Below are 20,682 nucleotides of genomic sequence, written 5' to 3'. Positions count from 1 at the left end.
ACAGGCACCCCATGCCCCTGGCCCTGCTCGCCCTGGCCGTCGGCGCCTTCGGCATCGGTACCACCGAGTTCGTGATGATGGGACTGCTCCCCGACGTCGCGGACGACCTGCACCTCGCCATCCCCACCGCGGGACACCTCGTCTCGGCCTACGCGCTGGGCGTCGTCATCGGCGCCCCGCTGCTGGCGGCGCTCACCGCGCGCCTCTCGCGCCGCCACGTCCTCATCGGGCTGATGGCCCTGTTCGTCGCGGGCAACGCGCTCTCCGCGTTCGCCCCGGGCTACGACTCCCTGCTGGCAGCCCGCTTCCTCAGCGGGCTGCCGCACGGCGCGTTCTTCGGCGTGGGCGCGGTCGTGGCCACCGGCATGGTCGCGCCGGAGCGCAAGGCGCGCTCGGTGTCCCTGATGTTCCTCGGCCTGACCGTCGCCAACATCGCGGGCGTCCCCGTCGCCACGCTGATGGGCCAGCACCTGGGCTGGCGGGCCACCTTCCTCGGCGTGAGCGCGATCGGCCTGGCCGCGATCGCGTCCCTCGCCCTGCTGATCCCGCACGACCGCGCCGCCGCACCCACCACCGGTCTGCGCGGCGAACTGGCGGCGCTGCGGTCGGTGCCGGTGTGGCTGGCCCTGGGCACCACGGTGGCCGGCTTCGGCGCGCTCTTCGCCGCGTACAGCTACATCACCCCGATGCTCACGGAAGCGGCGGGCTTCGCGGAGGGCAACGTGACGCTGCTCCTCGCCCTGTTCGGCGTCGGCGCGACGGCCGGCAACCTCCTCGGCGGCCGCCTCGCGGACCACTCCCTGCGCGGCACCCTGTTCGGCGGCCTCGTCTCCCTGGCGCTGGTGCTGCTGCTGTTCCCGGTCCTCATGCGGGCGGAGTGGAGCGCGGCCCTGTCCGTCGCCCTCCTCGGCATGGCGGCGTTCGTCACCGGCTCCCCGCTCCAGCTCATGGTCATGGAGAAGGCCGCCACGGCCCCCTCCCTCGCCTCCTCGGCCAACCAGGCGGCCTTCAACCTGGCGAACGCCGGCGGAGCCTGGATCGGCGGCCTCGCCCTGGCAGCGGGCTTCGGACCGACGTCGCCCGCGCCGGCGGGGGCGGGGCTGGCGGTACTGGGGCTGGGGGTGGCGGGGGTGGCCTGGGCGGTGGACCGCCGTCACGAGGTCGCCCACGAGGGGCGCGTGGTCGCCACCCACGTACCGGACCAGGCGGGCGTGCTGCACCACTGAGTCGGGGGCCTGGGCGCGCCGGCCGGGCGGAACGGCTCAGCCGGCGCTCCGTTCGAGGACCCTCGGGAGGACCTTCTCGGCGATGTCGACGAGGGCGGTGTCGGGCGGGAGGGCGCCGGACTGGCTCCAGACGGTGAGGTCGTAGGAGCCGCCCCGGTCCTTGCGGTCGAGGGCGATGGACAGCGTCCTGGCCAGAGGGCCCTGCTGGACCGGCGCGCTCTTGTGCTCCTCGCCGAAGTTGATCTCGATCTTCATGGTGGGGTCCGAGGAGAAGAACGCGGGCCTGCCGAGGACCTTGACGGTCCTGACGTCCTTCTCGGCCCTGTCACCCGCGATGTCGAACAGCCGCACGTACTGGGCGGTCGACAGGTGGTTGTACGTGGCCGACAGCTTCACGCTGTACGTGTCGAACGAGACCTGCGCGTCCGGCTCGGCGACCTTCCCGTCGGTCAGGGCGGCGGTGCCGTTGTCGCCGGAAGCCGTGGTCGCGGTCTCCCCGGGCGTTCCGAGGAGCCGGGCGAGGTCCGGGCGGTTCAGCGCCTCGCACAGTTCGTCACCGGTCACGGCCCCGGGCGTCCTCGCGTACGCCTTCGGCAGCTTGTCGTGCTCCGAGTCCTTCGAGTCCGCACACGAGGCGGGGTGCGTCGTGTTGTCGTCGGACGGGAGCATGTGGGGGCCCAGCCAGATCGCCGCCGCGAGCGCCCCGAACACGCCGAAGGCCGCGAGGGCCTGGCCCCATGCGTTGTGGTCCTTCTCCGGTGCGGCAGGGGAGGACGGCGGCCCGGCGACGGGCGGAGCCGGAGCCGGAGCGGCTGCCGGCGTCGGGGCCGGGCCCGGGTTCCGGCGTGCGCGGAGCGCCTTGACCACCGTGTGGACCCGTATCGCGGTGAACACGAGGAACACCGTGCCGATCCCGGCCGCCTTCCAGTCGTGGTCGTGGACGGCGAGGTACATGATGCGCACGCCGAAGACGGACCCGATCACGATGTAGAGAGGTTCGCGGACCCAGAAGGGCAGGAAGCGGAGGATTAGACCGAGCACCCGGCGATCTCACCAGGTCGGGACCGCTTCCGCCGTGGTGGAGGCCACAGTTCCGGGCATGTTCATGACTTCCTGGCCGGGTAGTTCGCACCACACCGTCTTGTGGTCCGGCCCCTGGTCCACGCCCCACCGCCGGGCGAGTGCGTCGATCAGGGCCAGGCCCCGGCCCGACTCGGCGGTGTCGGCGGCCGCCAGCAGGACGGGGAGGGCGCGGGCGTCCGGGTCGGTGACCTCGACGCGGGTGCGGCCGTACGGCGTGCCGGTGACCCGTACCGTCACCGGCGTGCCCGCGCCGAGGTGGTCCAGGACGTTGGTGAGTAACTCGGTCACGCACAGCTGGACGTCGAAGTCGAACGCGCCCAGGCGGCGGCGCAGTTCGGGTACCGCCTCGGGGGTGGCGAGCAGCGCGAGCTCGAAGGGCGCCGTGGGGGAGTGGTCGGGCATGGGGGGCCGTGGCCTTCTGTGCGGTGGGTTACGAACACCTCACAGAGTGTCGCCCCGCTCGCTACCGTGGAAGCCGCCTCGCGTCCGCGACGCGAGCGGCGGAAACGGCACGGTGAGTTACGGCGGTGAGCACGTGGTCCGACGCAAGGACATCGACGGTTCGATCAGCGTCCCCGACTTCTACGGCAAGGAGTTGAGGTGGCAGCGGGAGGCCGCGGGTCTCTCGCTGGAACGGCTGGTCGAGGGCAGCTTCTACGGCAAGTCCCACCTCAGCGACATCGAGCACGGCAAGCGGCGCATGCCGATGGACCTGGCCCGGCACGTGGACCGGATCCTGGGCACCGACGGCTACTTCGAGCGTCACTGCGAGGATGTGCGCAGGGCGCGGCGCGCGGGCCACGCCGAGTACTTCGAAAAGGTCCTGGAGGCGGAGAAGCACGCCAGGACCATCGAAGAGTGGTGCCCCACTGTCCTGCCCGGGCTGCTGCAGACTCCGGCGTACGCCAGGGCCGTCATTCTGGCGGGCCTCCCGCTGTCCCCCGATACCGAGGTGGAAGACAAGGTCAACGCCCGAATGGCGCGCGCCGACCTCTTCGACGTGGATCACCAGATTCCCGAATACTGGGTGATCCTGCATGAGTCGCTGATCACTGATCCGCTGCTGGAGCCCGAAGACATGGCCGAGCAACTGGATCGGATCGTGGAGCTGGCGGATCGGCGCCGGATCACTTCGCAGGTACTCCTGCGGAAGTGCGTGGCGCATCCGTTCATGACCGGTTCAGCGAAGATCATGACCTTCGCTGATGCCCCGCCGCTGTTCTACACGGAGGCGTTGCACAGCGGTGACACCATCGATGATCCAGCTCTCGTAGGGGACTACCGCAAGTCGTACGATCGCCTCAGGGCCGTCGCGCTGTCACCGGAGACGTCCCTGGCCATGATCAGGAAAGCGGCAGGGGACTATCGAAATGGCAAGGGACCGGATCGACTTGAGTGAAGCGCTCTGGCTCAAGAGCAGCTACAGCAACGCAACCGGAGGCGACTGCCTCGAAGTTGCCGCCAACTTCCCCGGCCTCGTCCCCGTCCGGGACTCCAAGGTCCCGGACGGGGACGTCCTGCTGATCGGTGCCGCCGCCTGGGCCCCCTTCGTGGACGCCCTCAGGTCGTAGGCGCGTCGAACCGGGCCAGGTCGCGCAGCCAGGCCCGGGCGTTGCCGTCGGACGGGGCGCGCCAGTCGCCGCGCGGGGAGAGGGAGCCGCCCGCCGAGACCTTCGGCCCGTTCGGCATGGCCGAGCGCTTGAACTGCGCGAAGGCGAAGAAGCGGCGGCAGAAGACCTCGAGCCATTTCCGGATGTCCGGCAGGTCGTACGCCATCCGCTTGGCCTCGGGGAAGTTCGGCGGCCAGTCGCCGGCCTCGGCGTCGTGCCAGGCGTGCCAGGCCAGGAAGGCGATCTTCGAGGGCCGCAGGCCGTAGCGCAGCACGTGGAAGAGCGTGAAGTCGTGCAGCGCGTACGGGCCGATCTTCGACTCCGTCGACTGCATCTCCTCGCCCGGGACCAGCTCGGGGCTGATCTCCGTGTCGAGGATCGCGGCGAGCGTCCGGCCGGTCTCCTCGTCGAACTGGCCGCTGCTGATGACCCAGCGGATCAGGTGCTGCATCAGCGTCTTCGGCACGCCCGAGTTGACGTTGTAGTGGCTCATCTGGTCGCCGACGCCGTACGTGGACCAGCCGAGCGCCAGCTCGGAGAGGTCGCCGGTGCCGAGCACGATGCCGCCGCGCTGGTTGGCCAGCCGGAACAGGTAGTCGGTGCGCAGACCCGCCTGCACGTTCTCGAAGGTGACGTCGTACACCGGCTCGCCGGCGGCGAAGGGGTGGTCCATCTCCTTCAGCATCAGCCGTGCCGTCGGCGTGATGTCCAGCTCGGCCGCGGTGACGCCGAGGGAGCGCATCAGCTTGTGCGCGTTGTCCTTGGTGTGGTCGCTGGTGGCGAAGCCGGGCAGGGTCCAGGCGAGGATGTCGCTGCGCGGCCGGCCCGCGCGGTCCATCGCGCGGGCGGCGACGATCAGCGCGTGGGTGGAGTCCAGGCCGCCGGAGACGCCGATGACCACCTTGGGTCCGCCGATGGCCGCCAGACGCTGCTGGAGGCCCGCCACCTGGATGTTGTACGCCTCGTAGCAGTCCTGGGCGAGCCGGTCGGCGTCGGCCGGCACGAAGGGGAAGCGCTCCAGGCGGCGGCGCAGCCCCAGGTCGGTGAGCGGCGGGTCGAGCTCGAAGGAGACGGTGCGGAAGTCACGGGTCCGGGCGTCGTGCGTACGGCGGTTGTCGTCGAACGTGCCCATCCGCTGCCGCTCCTGGCGCAGCAGGTCGAGGTCGACGTCGGCCACCGCGTACTCGTCGCCGAGCGGGAAGCGCTCGGTCTCGGCGAGCAGCACGCCGTTCTCGTAGACCATGGCCTGGCCGTCCCAGGACAGGTCGGTGGTCGACTCGCCGAGGCCGGCCGCCGCGTAGACGTACGCGGCCAGGCAGCGGGAGGACGCCGAGCGGCACAGCAGCTTGCGGTCCTCGGCGCGCCCGACGGTGATGGGGCTGCCCGAGAGGTTGACCAGGACGGTCGCGCCGGCGAGGGCGGCCTCGGCGCTGGGCGGCACCGGCACCCACATGTCCTCGCAGATCTCCGCGTGCAGCACGAGCCCGCGCACGTCCTCGGCCGCGAACAGCAGGTCCACGCCGAACGGCACGGACTCGCCGCCGAGCCGGATCGACCCGCCGCGCTCGTCGGCGCCGTCGCCGATCTGCCGGCGCTCGTAGAACTCGCGGTAGTTCGGCGGGTACGACTTGGGCACGACGCCGAGTACCCGGCCGCGGTGCACGACCACCGCGCAGTTGTAGACCCGGTTGCGGTGGCGCAGCGGCGCCCCGACGACCAGGACCGGCAGCAGGTCGGCCGAGCCGGCCACCACGTCGAGGAGCGCCTGCTCGACCTCGTCGAGCAGCGCGTCCTGGAGCAGCAGGTCCTCGATCGAGTAGCCGCACAGTCCCATCTCCGGGAAGACGGCGACGGCCACTCCTTCACCGGCGCACCGGCGGGCGTGGCGCAGGACCGCCTCGGCGTTGCCGCGCGGGTCCGCGAGGACCGTGTGACCCGTGCACGCGGCGACGCGCGCGAAGCCATGCTGATAGATCGACCAGAAGTTCAAGGCAGGCACGCGCCCAGTGTAATCGTCAGAGAGACGCGATAGGGGGCGTGGGGTGCTGAGCACCCCACGCCCCCCTCTACCGGGTCAGTCGGCTACCGGTCCGGCGGATCAGTGCCGGCGGTAGGACTGGACGTAGCCGTCCGCGGGCGAACCCACGCCGGTGACGTCATCGTAGCCCTTCACCGCGGACAGCGAGCTGTCCTTGCCGAGGCTGCGGACCGAGGTCGCGAGCCCACCGGCGGCGTCGAAGCCGTTCACGAAGTCGATCCGGGCCACGGCCAGGTCGGTGCCGGTCGGCTTGTCCGTGACGTCGTGGAAGACGCCCTTCTTGCCGTACTGGGCGTAGATCGACGGGTTGGCGAAGCCGATCGCCTTGCCGCCGCCCGCCTCCTGGGCCAGGGCCTGGACCGCCGCGATCACCGGGGCGGCCAGCGAGGTGCCGCCGATGCGGTACTCGCTGTACTGCTCGGTGCCGTCGGGGAAGGTCTGGGTCTGGCCGACCAGGAAGCCGGTGTTCGGGTCGGCGATGGCCGCGATGTCCGGGACGACGCGGTTGCCGGCGGCGTTGTTGGCCGTGGCCAGCGCCTTCGGGACGACGTTCTTCTGGTAGTACGGCTGCGGCACCGTCTTGCTGGTGCCACCGCCCGCGCCCGAGGTGTACGCGCCGGGGAAGTTCGTCCAGCTCTTGCCGTCGGCCGACAGGGTCGCCTTCTCGGTGCCCCAGCCGGTCTCCCACTGGTACTTGTCGCCCTTGCCGACGGCCAGCGAGGTGCCGCCGACCGCGGTCACCCACGCCGAGTTGGCCGGGGTGTCGACCTGCTTCGTCTTGGTGTGGGCGACCTCGTCGCCGTTGTCACCGGAGGAGAAGTAGAAGCCGATGCCCTGGACAGCGCCGAGCTGGAAGACCTGGTCGTAGGCGGCCGCGAGGTCCGGCGTCTGGTTGGCCTCGACGTCGCCCCACGAGTTGGAGACGATGTCGGCCAGGTGCTGGTCGACGACCTTGCTGAGCGAGTCGAGCAGGTCGTCGTCGTAGCAGGACGCGGCGCCCACGTAGGTGACGTCGGCGCTCGGTGCGACGGCGTGCACGGCCTCGACGTCGAGGGTCTCCTCGCCGTACCAGCCGGCCGCGCCGCACTCCTCGGTCTTCGTGTAGTTCTTCGGCAGCGCCTGGTGCAGCTGGCCGGTCGTCCAGGCCGCGTCACCGTTCTTCACCGCGTACTTGCCGGCGTCGAAGGCGATGGTCGGCGAGGCGTACGCGTCGGTGATCGCGACGCGGACGTGCTTGCCGGTGTAGGTGCCCGCGCCGTAGGCGGCGCGCAGCTGCTTGCCGGTGTAGCCCTTGATCGCGTACGGGATCTTCTGGCCGTACGCGTCCGGCAGCGTGGTCGCGATCTTCGAGCCGTAGTACGAGGAGAACGGCCCGGAGTTCTTGAACACGGCGTCCGGGGGCGGGAGCTGGTCGTCGTGGGTCGACTTGTGCGGCGCGCTGTCCAGGCCGGTGACGGTCAGGACGGCGCCCTGCAGACCGGCCGGCACCGAGGCGGTCTTCGCCGGGGCGCGGTAGGTCTTCGCGCCCTTGGCGAAGTTGTGCATCTGGGTGCCGAACGCCTTCTCGACGGCGGCGACGTCACCGGAGACGGCGACGTAGTGCGAGGTGACCCCGGTGATCTGCAGTCCGGCCGACTTCAGCCAGGACTTGACCGCGGAGACCTGCGCCTTGGTGGCCCCGAAGCGGGCCTGCGCCTTCTTGGCGCTCAGGTACTTCCCGTACAGCGGCGAGCTGGGGTCGGACACGGCCTTGGCGTAGGCGGCGAGTCCGGCCCTGTCCCGGCCGGCCAGGTAGACCCGGGCGTTGACGCGCGCGCTGTCGGCAGTGGCACCCTTGTCCGCCTTGGCCGTGGCCCACGCGGGCTTGGTGCCCGCCAGCGCGTCACGGGCCGGGGTGTCCGCGGCGTGCGCCGCGGGTATGCCGAGCGCCAGCGCTCCGGCGATCATGGGCAGCGCCGCTGCCATGCTCACGCCGGCGCGCACGGTGGCGCGGTTGGATCTCATAGAACCCCCTGCGATGCGATTCGCATGCATGTAGTGGCTGGTACGTCGTGGATCCGCGCACCGGCCCGCGGCGGCGTAGGCCTGCGAATGGATCACACGATGGGGGCCACTCTTGCGATGAACCGTTCATGCCAGGGGAACGCAAGGGTCAAGAGAAACCCAAGGAACCGTCAGATGTGACGAATTGGGCTTTTCGTCCGTGCGGCGTGGTTACGTGCGGGTGGTCACGAACGGGGTTGTGCGCCCCGCTCCTTGAGCATGTCGGCCATCAGCTGGATCTCCGACTGCTGCGCGTCGACCATGCCCTGCGCGAGCCGCTTCTCCACGCCCACCGTGCACTTGGCGACGCAGCCCTCGGCCATGTGGATACCGCCCTTGTGATGGGCCGTCATGAGCTGGAGGTAGAAGACCTCGGCCTTCTTGCCGCTGAGGGTCTGAAGCCTCTTCAGGTCGGTGTTGGTCGCCATGCCCGGCATCAGCGCGCCGTCCTTGCCGGAGGCCATGCCGCCCATGCCCATCCAGGTCATCGGCGGCTCGGCCGACACCTTCGGCAGCTCCCACAGGTCCAGCCAGCCCAGCAGCATCCCGCGCTGGTTGGCCTGCGTCTGCGCGATGTCGTAGGCGAGCCGCCGTACCTCCACGTTCTTCGTGCGGTCGCGCACGATGTACGACATCTCGACGGCCTGCTGGTGGTGCACCGCCATGTCCCGCGCGAACCCGGCGTCGGCGGACTCCGCGCCCGGCGTTCGCGCGCCCGAGCCGCCGTCCTCGGCGACCGCGTACGTGATCGCGCCGGCGGCGACCAGCACCGCGGCGGCGGCGCCGGCCACCCAGCCGATGTGCTGCCGCCTCACTTCATCATCCCGCCCGTGCACGAGGCGCCCGGCTCGGGCGTCTGCTTGCCCTGCACGTAGGTGGCGAAGAACTTGTCCACCTCCGGGTCGCTCGCGCTCTTCACGCTCACCTGGTGACCCCAGGCCGACAGGATCAGCGGGGCGGCCTGGTTCTCGTACGGGCTCATCAGCGAGTACGGCGTCTTCTTGACCTTCGCCGCGAGCGCGTCCACGTCCGCCTTCGGTGCCTTCGCGGTGTACGTCACCCAGACCGCGCCGTGCTCCAGCGCGTGCACGGCGTTCTCGTCCTGCACCGGCTTGGGGTAGACGTCACCGTTGCAGTTCAGCCAGACCGGGTTGTGGTTGCCGCCGACCGGCGGGTGCATCGGGTACGACACCTTGGTCGTCACGTGCGTCCGCGACAGCTTCCCGGACCAGGTCCTCACCCCGTCCGAGCCGGTGGTGAAGTGCCCGGAGTCCCCGGACGAGCCGCCCTTGCCGTCGCTGCCCGCGGCCGAGTCCTTCTTGCCCGACTGCGAGTTCACCAGCACCACACCGCCGACGACGAGACCGGCGACGACCACCACGCTCGCGGCGACGGTGAGCACCCGGTTGCGGCGCTCCCGGCTGCGCTCGGCGCGCCGCATCTCGTCGACGCGGGCCTTGCGCGCGGCCGCGCTGTTGTTCTTGGCGGAACCCATGAGGCGTGTCCTTCTGGCGAAAGGGAAGGGGACGAAGGGGCGTGCCGATCGTAATGGGCCCGGGGGCGCCTTCCGCAGGGAGGGCACGGAACACCGAATAATTTGAACCGCGGATACCTATTACCTACCCTCGCGGTATGCGGCTGCTGCGCTCCACCGACCTGGCCCTGCGCATCCTGATGCGCCTCACCGTCGTCGACGGCACCAGCCCCACGACCCGCCAGGTCGCGGGGGACATGGACGTGCCCTACACGCACGCCGCCAAGGTCGTCGCCGAACTCCAGCACATGGGTCTCGTCGACGCCCGCCGCGGCCGCGGCGGCGGCCTGACCCTGACCGAAAAGGGCCGCACGGCGTCCGTGGGCGGCGTGGTGCGCGCCTTCGAGGGCGAGGGCGACGTCGTGGACTGCGAGGGCACCGGACAGGGCGCCACGGCCTGCCCGCTCAGCGCGGGCTGCCGGCTGCGGGGCGCACTGCGCCAGGCTCAGCAAGCGTTCTACGCGGCCCTGGACCCGGTGACCGTCCAGGACATCGTCGTGGAGCCGACGGGCCCGCTGCTGCTGACGCTCGGGAAGGCGCCCGCGTAGCGGCCACTGTCCGGCCTCCCCGAGGGCTCCGGGCGCCCGCTCGCTCGCCGGTGCCGGGGTCAGCCCTCGGCCAGCCAGAGGTCCGGGCCGAAGACCTCGTAGTGGATGTCGGCGGGAGCCACACCCTTGTCGATCAGCTGGGTGCGCACCGCGCGCATGAAGGGCAGCGGACCGCACAGGTAGGCGTGCGCGCCGGCCGGGACGTCGACGCCGGCGAGGTCGACCAGGCCGGTCCGCCCGGCGCCCTCGGCGTCCCGCTCGTAGAAGAAGACCGACCGGCCCTCGGGCAGCTTGGCCGCGTACGCCTCGTGGGCGGCGCGCAGGGCGTGCGCGGCGGGGGAGCGGTCGGCGTGCACCACGGTCACCGGGGCCCGGTGGCCGGTGAGGGCGAGCTGCTCCAGCATGGCGATCATCGGGGTGACGCCGATGCCCGCGGAGGCGAGCAGCAGCGGAGCCTCGGTGTCCTCCAGGACCAGGTCGCCGTAGGGGGCGGAGAGCCGCAGGACGTCACCCTCGCGGACGTGGGCGTGCAGATGGCCGGAGACCTCGCCGTCCGGGCCCGCGCCCGCGCCGGTCACCCGCTTGACGGCGAACCGCCGCTCCGGCGAGCCGGGGGCCGCGGTCAGGCTGTACTGGCGGATCTGCCGGGCCCCGTCCGGAAGCGTGACGCCGACCGAGACGTACTGGCCCGCGCGGTAGCCGGCCACCGGGCCCTCGTCCACCGGGCGGAGCCTGAAGGTGGCCACGTCGGCGGTCTCGTCGATCCGCTCGACCACCTTCCACTCCCGCCAGCCCTGCTGCTCGCTCTGCGCGTACAGCCGCTTCTCGATGGCGATGAGGGCGTTGGCCATCAGCCAGTAGACCTCGGTCCAGGCGGCGGCCACCTCGGCGGTGACCGCGTCACCGAGGATCTCGGCGATGGCGGCGAACAGGTGTTCGTGGACGAGGGGGTACTGCTCCGGTGTGATGCCCAGCGAGGCGTGCTTGTGGGCGATGCGCTCCAGCATCAGGTCGGGGCGCTGCTCGGGGTTGTCCACCAGGTGGGTGGCGAAGGCCGCGATGGAGCCGGCGAGGGCCTGCTTCTGGGTGCCGGTGGCCTGGTTGCCGCGGTTGAACAGGTCGCGCAGCAGCGCGGGGTGGGCCTCGAAGAGCCGGGCGTAGAAGCGCTCGGTGATCTCGCCGATCGCCGCGCCGACGACGGGCAGGGTGGCGCGGACGGTGGCTGCTGACTGCTCGGACAGCATGAGGACTCCTGGGAGGGTTCGATCGCTCAACTGATCGAAACGGTATTGAAACTTGCATCTGAGATACAAATTAAAAGGACGTGTCGTCCGCCACTCCCGGAGCACTCGCGGAGCACTCCCGAGGCCCTGCGGCCATTACGGATGTCGCCGCCAGCAGGCAAGATGGGCGACAGAGCAGTACACCTGCCGTACGAGAGGCGTTCAGGTCGGGGACGCCCGGGCGATCAAGGGCCGCAACGCGCGTGAAACGGTGTTGTGGTGTGATGCTCGGGTGCCCGACCGCCCGGTTCCGCGCCACGCGGGCGAAGGCGGCCTGACCAGCAAGGATGGGGAAGCGGAAGATGGACAAGCAGCAGGAGTTCGTGCTCCGGACGTTGGAGGAGCGCGACATCCGGTTCGTGCGCCTGTGGTTCACCGACGTGCTGGGCTTCCTGAAGTCCGTGGCCGTGGCCCCCGCCGAGCTGGAGCAGGCCTTCGACGAGGGCATCGGCTTCGACGGCTCCGCCATCGAGGGCTTCGCCCGCGTCTACGAGTCCGACATGATCGCCAAGCCGGACCCGTCCACCTTCCAGGTCCTGCCCTGGCGCGCGGAGACCCCCGGCACCGCCCGCATGTTCTGCGACATCCTCATGCCGGACGGCTCCCCGTCCTTCGCCGACCCGCGCTACGTCCTCAAGCGCGCCCTCGCCCGCACCTCCGACCTGGGCTTCACCTTCTACACCCACCCGGAGATCGAGTTCTTCCTGCTGAAGGACCGCCCCCTCGACGGCTCCCGCCCCATCCCGGCGGACAACTCGGGCTACTTCGACCACACCCCGACCAACGTCGGCATGGACTTCCGCCGCCAGGCGATCACCATGCTGGAGTCGATGGGCATCTCGGTCGAGTTCTCCCACCACGAGGGCGCCCCCGGTCAGCAGGAGATCGACCTGCGCTACGCCGACGCCCTCTCGACCGCCGACAACATCATGACGTTCCGCCTGGTCATGAAGCAGGTGGCGCTGGAGCAGGGGGTCCACGCGACCTTCATGCCGAAGCCGTTCTCCGAGCACCCCGGCTCGGGCATGCACACCCACCTCTCCCTCTTCGAGGGCGACCGCAACGCGTTCTACGAGTCCGGCGCCGAGTACCAGCTCTCCAAGGTCGGCCGCTCCTTCATCGCGGGCCTGCTCAAGCACGCGGCGGAGATCTCCGCGGTCACCAACCAGTGGGTGAACTCGTACAAGCGCATCTGGGGCGGCTCCGAGCGCACCGCGGGCGCCGGCGGCGAGGCGCCCTCGTACATCTGCTGGGGCCACAACAACCGCAGCGCCCTCGTCCGCGTCCCCATGTACAAGCCCGGCAAGACCGGCTCCGCGCGCGTGGAGGTCCGCTCCCTGGACACCGGCGCCAACCCGTACCTGGCGTACGCCGTCCTCCTGGCCGCCGGCCTCAAGGGCATCGAGGAGGGCTACGAGCTCCCGCCGGGCGCCGAGGACGACGTCTGGGCCCTCTCCAACGCCGAACGCCGCGCGATGGGCATCGAGCCCCTCCCGCAGAACCTCGGCGAGGCCCTGACCCTCATGGAGAACAGCGACCTCCTCGCCGAGACCCTGGGCGAACACGTCTTCGACTTCTTCCTCCGCAACAAGAAGTCTGAGTGGGAGGAGTACCGCAGCGAGGTCACGGCCTTCGAGCTGCGGAAGAACTTGCCGGTGCTGTAGTCGCAGGTCGGGGCGGTTTGCCACCGAAACCAGACCTTGGGGCCGACGGTCGTGGACCGCCGGCCCCACAGCGTCTCAGTGCCCATGGGCCGTCTGTGGGCCGTCCTGCACGTTCCTCCGGCCTGCCGGGTGGCAACCCTCTGCAGAGCTGGATGCCTAGCGCTCGATGATCAACGGCAGCTAGTGACCCTCATCTGCCGTCGACGCCAGCCAGCGGTAGCGCGACTCGTCAACGTGACCAGCGCGCGTCTACCCGGTGCGCTTCCGCGAGTTTTGGCGCTCGGTCAATTGATGAGTTGTTCCATGGTTTTTTGCGCGCGACCGCTCGATGACTGGCCGAGGCCGTATTCATCGGTTAGACGCTGAGCTTCGGCAGGATCAGGCTCGCTGTTGACTTGTTCAAAGGGGCTGATCTTAGGTACGAGAAATGGCCCATTCCATGACCTTGTTGGTTCTTCGAGAACCCACCATAGGGTGACATACCTGGCGCTTCGCGTGTACTCAAGAAATGCGTCACTGTGGACGATGCGCGATTGGAACTTGAAGGTTTCATTGTTCTCAGCGACCCACTTCGGCGCTTCTACTTTTTCGGCGTGGCTACCATCCTTGTGCCATGAACTACGCCCTGATTGCCGGTAGAGATCGCTGACTAGCACAACTCTGTCTGCTCGTATGTAGACCATGTCGGCAGAGGCGTCAATCACCTCGTAGGACTTTTTTGACGGAAATTGAACGATGCTATCTGTCACGATTTCTGTGCCAGGGTCCAGTTTCAAGCCTTGCCGAACAAACCGGCCCTGCGCCAGGAGGTCATAGCTTTTCCCTCTCTCGTCCTCGTATGCGTACAGAACTGGTTGACCATCGTTAATATCTCGTAGCCGGTCTCCTTTGCTAAGGGGGTGCTTGGAATAGATTGGGCCTCTGGCTGTAACCTGAAAGAGGGAGCCGAGCGTATAAACGCTGACGCTCCCCGTGTTCTTTGCTTTCAAATGGATTGGTAGTGTCACCTTGCCGTTGATAACCTTAGCGTGGCCTATTTCAACTGAGGCGGAGATCGACGCTGGCGTGCTGTATGGCTGATAGACTTCCGCGTAACCGAAGTTGGCGGCCGCGATGAGTATGGTTACGACCGCTCCAACAGCGAACGCTTTGGGTCTCGGGATCTCGACTTGTCGTTTCCGGTGTTGTAGATAGAGGCAAATGAGCATCGTAAGCGATGAGAGGAATAGGAAGACCCAAATCCAAAGATAGGGGGTGTAACTCCAGGTTTCGGCCTGCAAGATGAGCAGCGTGACATTCACGGCCAGGGATAGGCTGATTCCCACGACAACTACCGCGCACGCGAACCCCTTGAGCGTGTTGTGGACGAAAAGGTGCTCAATGTACGCGGCGAGTGCAGTAATTGCCACCACCACTGCCATCAGCAGAAGAATTCCGTTTAGGCGGCCAGCATAGGTTAGTGCGCCATTGACATCCTCGGAGCCTAGCCATGCGAATTCGGCAGCGGTAGCGAGCAGGGTAATTATGAGTACTGTAATTACAATCCTTCGGGGCCATAGATAAATGAGGCTTGTGAACGAAAGGATGGCGAGGGTTAGCCAAAACGAAAGATGAGGGGTGTGACTCCGACTCGCAACCTTCAAGACGAGCAGTGTGACATTCACGGCCAGAGATAGGGCGATTGTCACGAAAACTATTTTGCATGCGAACCCCGTGAGGTTGCCGGGGGTGATAAGGTGCCGGATATATGCGGCGAGTGCCGTCAGTATTGCCGCCACTGCCAGTATGAGAAAAGTACCCCTCAATCGGCCGGTGTAGGTTAGTGCGCCATTGACATCTTGAGAGCCGAGCCATGCAAATTGGGCGGCGGTACCGAGCAGTGTAATTACGGGCACTGTTGCTAGCGCCCTTCTTATCCAGGTCATGTATTCAGTGTGTGGGGTGTCGGGCGTGCTGGCACCTGATAATCGGCCGACGGAGTGGCAGGCGGAGACACGCGAGCACGTCACCGGAGGCCTCGGCGTCGCTCAGCGGCGATTCGAGCGTGCCTTGTCGGGGCACGAGGTACCTACTTCGGGCCGACCAGTACACCGTCGGCCGGCCCGTCGCCTCTCAATCCCCTGAAAGCATCCGCGAACCGAACAGTGCAGGAGCGGCACCCTCGTACAGGCTGTCCACGGCCTTCCGTGCCCGTGCGTCACTGCGCGGCATTAGATGCGTGTACACCCGAAGAGTGAACCCCGGATCGTCGTGTCCGAGGTAGTGACTAAGCGCCTTGATGTTCTCGCCTGCGTCCAGCAGGAGAGAAGCATAGAAGTGTCTCAGGGCGTGCATGCCTTGGTCCCGCGCGGCGTGGTGGCGCTCGCCCGGCTTTGGGGCCGGGATAACTCCCGCAGCGACGAGAGCAGGCTTCCACGTGCGGTCGTTGAAGTCGCTCCGTCGGACTGCGCCCGCGCCGTCTAAGCGGGTGAACAAAAGCCGCTTCGTGATGAGCGGACCATCCGGCCGGAGCCATGGCAAGGTGATCTCTACCGGTGGGAACGCTTCCATGTGCCGCTTAAGAACGCGTGCCACGCGGTCCGGCAGGGGTACGTCGCGGACCTTGCCCCGCTTCGGCGGGGCGAACACGAGACCGTCCCTGGTCACCGCGCAGTACCTGTTTTACTGGTACTGCATGAGGGTCCGTCAAGCATGTCGTCGGAACCTCTTGGTTTTCGCGCCTGGACTTCCTGGCGCACATTCAGCATTGCCGCAGGTCGGGGGAGTTGGTCACCCCATACGTGGACAGCTTCGAGACTTCTAGCTGCGGTCAAGAAGTCCCTAGACGTCCCAACGGGGGTGCTCATGTCGAACGAGCGGTTACGGTCGGCCCTCCTCGCCCGCGGCATGACCGTGCAGAGCCTCGCCGAGGCGATTGCGGTCAACCCGAAAACGGTCGAACGCTGGATCACTCAAGGGAAGGTGCCGTACAGACGTCACCAGTACGCCACCGCGGCAGCGCTCAAGGTCGACGTAACGACGCTCTGGGACGACGGCCGGACCGTCGACAGCGCGACGGAGCTGACGAAAGCCGAGATTGCGGCCGTCTACCCACACCGGCACACGGTGCCGTCTGACCTGTGGCGAGAGCTTTACGGCCGCGCTGAGCGAAACCTCGACGTGCTGGTCTACTCGGGCCTGTTCCTCTCGGAGGATCCGCTGTTCCTCGACCTCGTGAAGGCGAAGGTGGGAGCAGGCGCCCAGGTACGCATCCTGTTGGGGGATCCTGGCTGCGCGGCCGTCCGGCAGCGTGGCATCGATGAGGGTCACCAGATCATGGACGGAAAGATTCGCAACGCCCTGATGTTGTACCGCCCTCTCATGCGGAGCCACCCGGACATCGACTTCCGTCTGCACGACTCGACGCTTTACAACTCCATCTACCGCGCGGATGACGAGATGCTAGTGAATCCGCACGTCTACGGCATCGGTGCCTACATGGCGCCCGTCCTTCACCTACGCCGTCTGCCGGGCGGGGGCCTCTTCGATACGTACGCGGAGAGCATCGAGCACACCTGGCAGAACGCCCGCCCGGTCACCGAGCGGGACATAGTCACAACCACAGGAGTCACGAGCCATGGGACGCATTGATTACCTGCACGACCCCGATGCTCCGCCGGCCAACTCGGTCGTGCCGTCCGTCGTTGCGTTCGTCCAGAACGATGCGGACCAGGTGCTAATGATCCAGCGGTCTGACAATGGGCGATGGGCACTCCCCGGCGGCGGCCATGACGTGGGCGAGTCCATCAGGGATACGGTCGTGCGCGAGGTTTGGGAAGAGACTGGGATCAAGGTGGAAGTGAGCGACGTGTCCGGGCTCTACACGGACCCCGGACACGTCATGCAGTACGACGACGGCGAGGTGCGCCAGCAATTCAGCATCTGCTTCCGCGCGCGGCCGGTTGGTGGCGAACTCCGTACGAGCAACGAGACGACACAGGTCCGCTGGGTCGACCCGGCGGACCTGACGACGCTGGACGTACACGCCACGATGCGGCTCCGCATCGAGCACGCTATGGATCGGGAGCGGACTGCGCCCTACATTGGCTGACGCTTCGCGGCAGCGACTCGTTCGAGAACGCGGCACGAGCACGCAAGAATCTCCGGTTCCGCCCTGCGGATGAACCGCCCGATCAGGCTGTCAGGCCCATAACGTCCAGTGATCTCGTTGATCCGGTCGATGGGGTTGGTCGGAGTTCCGTCCGGGGTTGTGTTCATGTCGCAGTAGCAGAGGGCGTCATTCAGGTGCTCGCTCTCGCGGGGAAAATCCCCGACTAGCTCCGCGTGAAGTCCACGTGCTTCTGCCTCAAGCCATGAACAGGAGTGGTGAGCGACCAGATTGGTCACTCGCTCGTCGGCGCCGGCCACGTCCCGGAGGTAGCGTGCGCCGTCCAGCGGGTGAAAGCCTGTCTTGGCCAAGTCCGGCGCGTAGCCGATGTCATGGAGGACCGCCGCAGCTTCCAAGAGGTCTGCGTCCTGGTCGAGAACAAGCGCGATCGTACGTGCTCTCTCGGCCACCCCAAGGCAGTGCTTCCAGCGCCGCGGCAACGGTTCAGCAAGCAGGGACTCAGCCAGGGGATAGGCCCACCCCGTCAACGTCGACAAGCTACGAACGCTCCTCTCGCGCTGGCACGGCGCGTACCGTCCGCACCTTGCCCTGTCCTCCACCCGCCAACACGCCGGCGGCGTCCAACTTCTCCAATGCCTTGGTCACGGTGGGACGTGACACCCCGAACCGTTCGGCCAGCGCGGAAGCGCTCGGGAGGGCTTCCCCTACTTCGAGTCCGTCAGTCGCGACGATCTCCGCGATGCGCTGGTCGAGCGGGCGCCGATCGACTTGGGTACCCGTGCGTACGACGCGCCACCGCTCACCCGGCACCGGTTCGGCCAAGCCCGCCTGCCGAAGAACGCCGAACGCGCGGAGAGCGACCCCGCGCGACACCTTGTGATCGCGCATGACCTCAGCCAGAGACGGAAGCTCCGTCATGTCAGGCTCATCCTCGATCTGCCTCTTCACAAAGTCGGCGATCTTCAGGAAGGTTCCCCGAGGGTTGGCCTGCTGCGACACTCGCTCTCCTTCGTTCGCCTTCGTCGTCCCAAGGCTCCCATGACTGCCCGCCGCTGTGGAGAGAGGCCCGGGTCCTGCAGCTCACCTTCGGTCGGTAGGGGGCGGGTCAACAAGCGCGGAGCTGCACTAGCTGTTCCATCCGTCTAGTCTCGAAGACGGACTGGCGCCAAAGCGGTGATGAGCGGCATCGGTGGAGGGCAACGGGACTGTAAGCACCCGTCAACACCCGCGAGCCAAGCGATCGACTCGTCAGCCTCAGGGCGCCATCAGCCTTCAGGCGTGGGAACTTTTCGTCCCCCGGCCCTGGGAACGACGCGGCGGGCGCTGAGCATGCCGGAGTGATTCACTCAGCACCCGCAGTCGCCGGCAAAAGGCGCCCCCTTCGTTGCTGCCGAGCCCGGCCATACGCCTGCTGTGCTGCACCGCAGCCTAATCCTGCGCCCGCTCAGGCTCTTGCAGTATTGACTCTGCGGGATACCATCTACTTTTTGAGCTCACTGTAAGCGGCACACCATGTACCGCAACGGTGACGGGTTTACCGTCAAGGTTCACCTTGAAGTAGTCAGGGACGCTTGTTCCCAGATGCCTTCTCGCTCCAGCTTCATGGGCTTTTGCATCCTGAGGTGGAGGGGCTGGCGCAACGACCGAAAACTCTGGTTCCCAGAGGAACCACCGCGCCCCGCCACCTGGGTACAGAGCCAAGATAGCGGTTGGCCGCATGGGCGGACGATCCGGCCAAAGTTGCTTATCAAGCCATTCACAGGCGTTCTTGTAAATGGGCCACGCCTGAATGAGACGATTGATGGAGTCAATCAACTCGTGCGCGTCAACCCCGTCAAGAACCTCAATCCGGCGACACAAGTCCCGAAAAAATGACAACCCTTCGGGATATGCGAGCACGGCCAACTCAAGGGAGGGCCCTACACGGTGAATAGGCAGCCCTTGCCCCTCTCTCCGGGTGCCCAGGGTTCCGCCGAAGCTTCCATGTGTCACCTGAGACAGCAGCCTGTATGTATCGTAAGAGGAGCCAAATCCACAGATTTCAGCCCGCTCACGAATACTAACCGCCGCCCAATCACGCGTAAATGATGGCCCGTACTGCTTGCAAGCGGCTTGCACTTTTGACCTGCTGCTGCGCTCCATTTTATTGAGGCGATGCAACTCCCGTTTTCGCTGAACGTTGCTCAGAAGCATCACACCGCGCCGCATTTTCGCAAGCAGGTCGAGTGTTATCGACTCGTGTGCAACATATCGCTCTTTGGCTTCTTCGTAAGCGGCCACCCAACAGTAGTTTACGAGGTGCTCGTACAGGGAGCGGGAAGTTCTGGCACAGTTCCGCCCATCTCCCTCCCGCAACTGATCAATCAGTGAATTGAAGTCATTGATAGCGTGATTGAAAATCGAAGTCCGTGCTCGATCGTCAATTCTCGGCCAATAGCTGCGAGAGACGTATAGAAGAGTTCGCTGGACTTCCTCGATCACGAGGTCCAAGGGTCGCAGCGCATTCGTAAGATTTACTCTTGCCTCATCTCCGATGCCCAGTCCAGCACGCCGCGCAGGAGGGACGGATAGATCGATCCGACTGAATATTTCCATGATTCCACCGGCTCATAAAGGTTCGGACATGCAACGGGAACGGCGTGGTGGACTTCAAATTACTTGCTGCTGGCCCTGCTGAGGCTGATCGAGTTGTTGTTCTCGCATGCGTTGTTCTGCTCGCAGGTCCTCGACCGTGGTGGCAAAGAGAGCTAGATTTCGCTTCTCTTCGACGGCATCGTACGGCGGAATTCCAAGCTCTAGAGCCGTGGCGTTCTGCTCTATGCTGTCGGCCGTGAGTTGGAGGTTGAAAGCTCTTTCGCGGGGCTTGAAGTAGCCTGCTGCAGCGGTGATCACTGTAACTGCAAAGCCCAGGCAGATGAGCGCTCCCTTTGCTGGCTGCGGCGGATCATACCAAGCGGTCACGGCAGAAATAGCCGCTGAACTAATGAATAGCATCCACTGCATGAAGAGGTGTATGCGTCGGTAATACCGTGACTCCTGGCGTAGCCGAGCTATCTCACCTGGAAGTCGCTCCCTGTAGGTCGCCTGCCGATCAATCGGGGGAGGGGTGCGTCGCCTGGCTTCCAGGACATGACGCTCTTCAGCTAGTGAGAGTTCAAGCCTGAGTTTCTTGACTGGGGTTTTGCGGTCCCTCCAGACATTGAGGTCGTTGCTGAATTCTGCGACAGCCTGAACGATGAAAGATATCGCTGATAGCAGAACGGCAATGCTGGTTATGTTGTCGATTGCGTCTGGGGTATTCGAGTGCAACCAAAAGGAAATTTTCAAGCCTACCCACGTGGTGAGCGCGACGAGGATGACAATTGGGGTTCCGTAAAGCCCCAGAACCTGTAAATGGCGATTCCTGATGCGCTGCTTAAGATCGGCAATGTTGCGGCGATGCTGGATGAGTACGTCAGTAGTTTCGGCATCAATGGGTGCGTTGGCTGGCTCTGTCATCACCGATCCGAAGCTTCAAAATAGGGGCCTAATGGGGAACTTTTGCT

The 20,682-nt window shown here is 66.6% G+C and carries 19 protein-coding genes and 1 pseudogene; 7 read left to right on the top strand and 13 right to left on the bottom strand.

The genetic code is table 11. From position 1 onward, the window contains the following. The first annotated feature begins 11 nt into the window (after nucleotides 1–11). Nucleotides 12–1,226 (top strand): MFS transporter, encoded by a 1,215-nt coding sequence (locus B446_RS11785; RefSeq protein ID WP_020939663.1) that lies wholly within the window; start codon nucleotides 12–14, stop codon nucleotides 1,224–1,226. Between the two features lie 36 nt (nucleotides 1,227–1,262). On the opposite strand, the gene B446_RS11780 is transcribed toward B446_RS11785, so the two are convergent. Continuing rightward, nucleotides 1,263–2,267: a DUF6215 domain-containing protein gene (locus B446_RS11780; RefSeq protein ID WP_020939662.1), complete on the bottom strand. Its 1,005-nt coding sequence runs from the start codon at nucleotides 2,265–2,267 to the stop codon at nucleotides 1,263–1,265. A 9-nt stretch (nucleotides 2,268–2,276) separates the two neighbouring features. Beyond that, nucleotides 2,277–2,711, bottom strand: a complete 435-nt coding sequence (locus tag B446_RS11775) for an ATP-binding protein (protein ID WP_020939661.1) — start codon at nucleotides 2,709–2,711, stop codon at nucleotides 2,277–2,279. Between the two features lie 133 nt (nucleotides 2,712–2,844). Between B446_RS11775 and B446_RS11770 the strand changes: the two genes are divergently transcribed. Together B446_RS11770 and B446_RS11765 are read left to right on the top strand one after the other, a co-directional pair. Then, nucleotides 2,845–3,708, top strand: a complete 864-nt coding sequence (locus B446_RS11770) for a helix-turn-helix domain-containing protein (protein WP_193384449.1) — start codon at nucleotides 2,845–2,847, stop codon at nucleotides 3,706–3,708. After that, on the top strand, nucleotides 3,680–3,880 hold the full coding sequence (locus B446_RS11765) for a DUF397 domain-containing protein (RefSeq protein WP_020939659.1): 201 nt from the start codon (nucleotides 3,680–3,682) through the stop codon (nucleotides 3,878–3,880). The genes B446_RS11770 and B446_RS11765 overlap by 29 nt, the downstream gene beginning before the upstream one ends. Here B446_RS11765 and B446_RS11760 read toward each other — a convergent pair. The 4 genes from B446_RS11760 to B446_RS11745 form a co-directional block, all read right to left on the bottom strand. Then, a complete protein-coding gene (locus B446_RS11760; protein ID WP_234967481.1) occupies nucleotides 3,870–5,918 on the bottom strand; it encodes an NAD(+) synthase in 2,049 nt (682 codons plus the stop codon). The two genes, B446_RS11765 and B446_RS11760, sit on opposite strands and share 11 nt — an antisense overlap. Nucleotides 5,919–6,017: 99 nt before the next feature. Further along, a complete protein-coding gene (locus B446_RS11755; protein WP_020939657.1) occupies nucleotides 6,018–7,961 on the bottom strand; it encodes a S53 family peptidase in 1,944 nt (647 codons plus the stop codon). A 224-nt stretch (nucleotides 7,962–8,185) separates the two neighbouring features. Further along, on the bottom strand, nucleotides 8,186–8,815 hold the full coding sequence (locus tag B446_RS11750) for a DUF305 domain-containing protein (protein WP_020939656.1): 630 nt from the start codon (nucleotides 8,813–8,815) through the stop codon (nucleotides 8,186–8,188). Further along, on the bottom strand, nucleotides 8,812–9,495 hold the full coding sequence (locus B446_RS11745) for a DUF3105 domain-containing protein (protein WP_020939655.1): 684 nt from the start codon (nucleotides 9,493–9,495) through the stop codon (nucleotides 8,812–8,814). The genes B446_RS11750 and B446_RS11745 overlap by 4 nt, the downstream gene beginning before the upstream one ends. Nucleotides 9,496–9,632: 137 nt before the next feature. Between B446_RS11745 and B446_RS11740 the strand changes: the two genes are divergently transcribed. Then, a complete protein-coding gene (locus tag B446_RS11740; RefSeq protein ID WP_020939654.1) occupies nucleotides 9,633–10,082 on the top strand; it encodes an RrF2 family transcriptional regulator in 450 nt (149 codons plus the stop codon). Nucleotides 10,083–10,141: 59 nt separating this feature from the next. On the opposite strand, the gene B446_RS11735 is transcribed toward B446_RS11740, so the two are convergent. Further along, nucleotides 10,142–11,326, bottom strand: a complete 1,185-nt coding sequence (locus B446_RS11735; RefSeq protein ID WP_020939653.1) for a globin domain-containing protein — start codon at nucleotides 11,324–11,326, stop codon at nucleotides 10,142–10,144. Nucleotides 11,327–11,667: 341 nt separating this feature from the next. On the opposite strand from B446_RS11735, the gene glnA reads away from it, so the two are divergent. Beyond that, a complete protein-coding gene (gene glnA / locus B446_RS11730) occupies nucleotides 11,668–13,029 on the top strand; it encodes a type I glutamate--ammonia ligase (protein ID WP_020939652.1) in 1,362 nt (453 codons plus the stop codon). Nucleotides 13,030–13,313: 284 nt separating this feature from the next. Here glnA and B446_RS38975 read toward each other — a convergent pair whose 3' ends face one another. Both B446_RS38975 and B446_RS11725 read right to left on the bottom strand, forming a co-directional pair. Further along, on the bottom strand, nucleotides 13,314–14,954 hold the full coding sequence (locus B446_RS38975) for a hypothetical protein (RefSeq protein ID WP_148305732.1): 1,641 nt from the start codon (nucleotides 14,952–14,954) through the stop codon (nucleotides 13,314–13,316). 187 nt (nucleotides 14,955–15,141) lie between these two features. Next, nucleotides 15,142–15,669 (bottom strand): annotated as a pseudogene (locus B446_RS11725) (tyrosine-type recombinase/integrase); the annotation flags it as partial. 204 nt (nucleotides 15,670–15,873) lie between these two features. Between B446_RS11725 and B446_RS11720 the strand changes: the two are divergent. Beyond that, nucleotides 15,874–16,659: a helix-turn-helix domain-containing protein gene (locus tag B446_RS11720; RefSeq protein WP_043478063.1), complete on the top strand. Its 786-nt coding sequence runs from the start codon at nucleotides 15,874–15,876 to the stop codon at nucleotides 16,657–16,659. Continuing rightward, nucleotides 16,646–17,119 carry an NUDIX domain-containing protein gene (locus B446_RS11715; protein ID WP_020939649.1) on the top strand — a complete coding sequence of 158 codons (474 nt, stop codon included), beginning with the start codon at nucleotides 16,646–16,648 and terminating at the stop codon, nucleotides 17,117–17,119. Before B446_RS11720 ends, B446_RS11715 begins: the two co-directional genes overlap by 14 nt. Here the strand turns inward: B446_RS11715 and B446_RS11710 are convergent. From B446_RS11710 to B446_RS38745, 4 genes are all read right to left on the bottom strand, one after another. Further along, complete coding sequence (locus B446_RS11710) at nucleotides 17,107–17,673, bottom strand: HD domain-containing protein (protein WP_020939648.1); 567 nt, start codon at nucleotides 17,671–17,673, stop codon at nucleotides 17,107–17,109. The genes B446_RS11715 and B446_RS11710 overlap by 13 nt on opposite strands. A 1-nt stretch (nucleotide 17,674) precedes the next feature. Then, nucleotides 17,675–18,136, bottom strand: coding sequence for a GntR family transcriptional regulator (locus B446_RS11705; protein WP_020939647.1), 462 nt, complete (start codon nucleotides 18,134–18,136; stop codon nucleotides 17,675–17,677). Between the two features lie 429 nt (nucleotides 18,137–18,565). Continuing rightward, the gene (locus B446_RS38970) at nucleotides 18,566–19,732 is read right to left on the bottom strand and encodes a DUF5677 domain-containing protein (protein ID WP_234967480.1); all 1,167 of its coding nucleotides are present in this window, start codon (nucleotides 19,730–19,732) and stop codon (nucleotides 18,566–18,568) included. A gap of 54 nt (nucleotides 19,733–19,786) precedes the next feature. Further along, nucleotides 19,787–20,635, bottom strand: a complete 849-nt coding sequence (locus B446_RS38745; protein ID WP_123060268.1) for an SLATT domain-containing protein — start codon at nucleotides 20,633–20,635, stop codon at nucleotides 19,787–19,789. Between the last annotated feature and the right edge of the window lie 47 nt (nucleotides 20,636–20,682).

It is taken from the genome of Streptomyces collinus Tu 365, from assembly GCF_000444875.1.
Taxonomy (GTDB): Bacteria; Actinomycetota; Actinomycetes; order Streptomycetales; family Streptomycetaceae; genus Streptomyces; species Streptomyces collinus_A.
This window is presented reverse-complemented; position numbering and strand designations above follow the sequence as displayed.

Coding starts and splice junctions, on each gene's coding strand:
- B446_RS11785 (WP_020939663.1), top strand. CDS start 12: ATGCCCCTGGCCCTGCTCGCCCTGGCCGTCGGCGCCTTCGGCATCGGT.
- B446_RS11775 (WP_020939661.1), bottom strand. CDS start 2,711: ATGCCCGACCACTCCCCCACGGCGCCCTTCGAGCTCGCGCTGCTCGCC.
- B446_RS11765 (WP_020939659.1), top strand. CDS start 3,680: ATGGCAAGGGACCGGATCGACTTGAGTGAAGCGCTCTGGCTCAAGAGC.
- B446_RS11755 (WP_020939657.1), bottom strand. CDS start 7,961: ATGAGATCCAACCGCGCCACCGTGCGCGCCGGCGTGAGCATGGCAGCG.
- B446_RS11745 (WP_020939655.1), bottom strand. CDS start 9,495: ATGGGTTCCGCCAAGAACAACAGCGCGGCCGCGCGCAAGGCCCGCGTC.
- B446_RS11740 (WP_020939654.1), top strand. CDS start 9,633: ATGCGGCTGCTGCGCTCCACCGACCTGGCCCTGCGCATCCTGATGCGC.
- B446_RS11735 (WP_020939653.1), bottom strand. CDS start 11,326: ATGCTGTCCGAGCAGTCAGCAGCCACCGTCCGCGCCACCCTGCCCGTC.
- glnA (WP_020939652.1), top strand. CDS start 11,668: ATGGACAAGCAGCAGGAGTTCGTGCTCCGGACGTTGGAGGAGCGCGAC.
- B446_RS38975 (WP_148305732.1), bottom strand. CDS start 14,954: ATGACCTGGATAAGAAGGGCGCTAGCAACAGTGCCCGTAATTACACTG.
- B446_RS11720 (WP_043478063.1), top strand. CDS start 15,874: ATGTCGAACGAGCGGTTACGGTCGGCCCTCCTCGCCCGCGGCATGACC.
- B446_RS11715 (WP_020939649.1), top strand. CDS start 16,646: ATGGGACGCATTGATTACCTGCACGACCCCGATGCTCCGCCGGCCAAC.
- B446_RS38970 (WP_234967480.1), bottom strand. CDS start 19,732: ATGGAAATATTCAGTCGGATCGATCTATCCGTCCCTCCTGCGCGGCGT.
- B446_RS38745 (WP_123060268.1), bottom strand. CDS start 20,635: ATGACAGAGCCAGCCAACGCACCCATTGATGCCGAAACTACTGACGTA.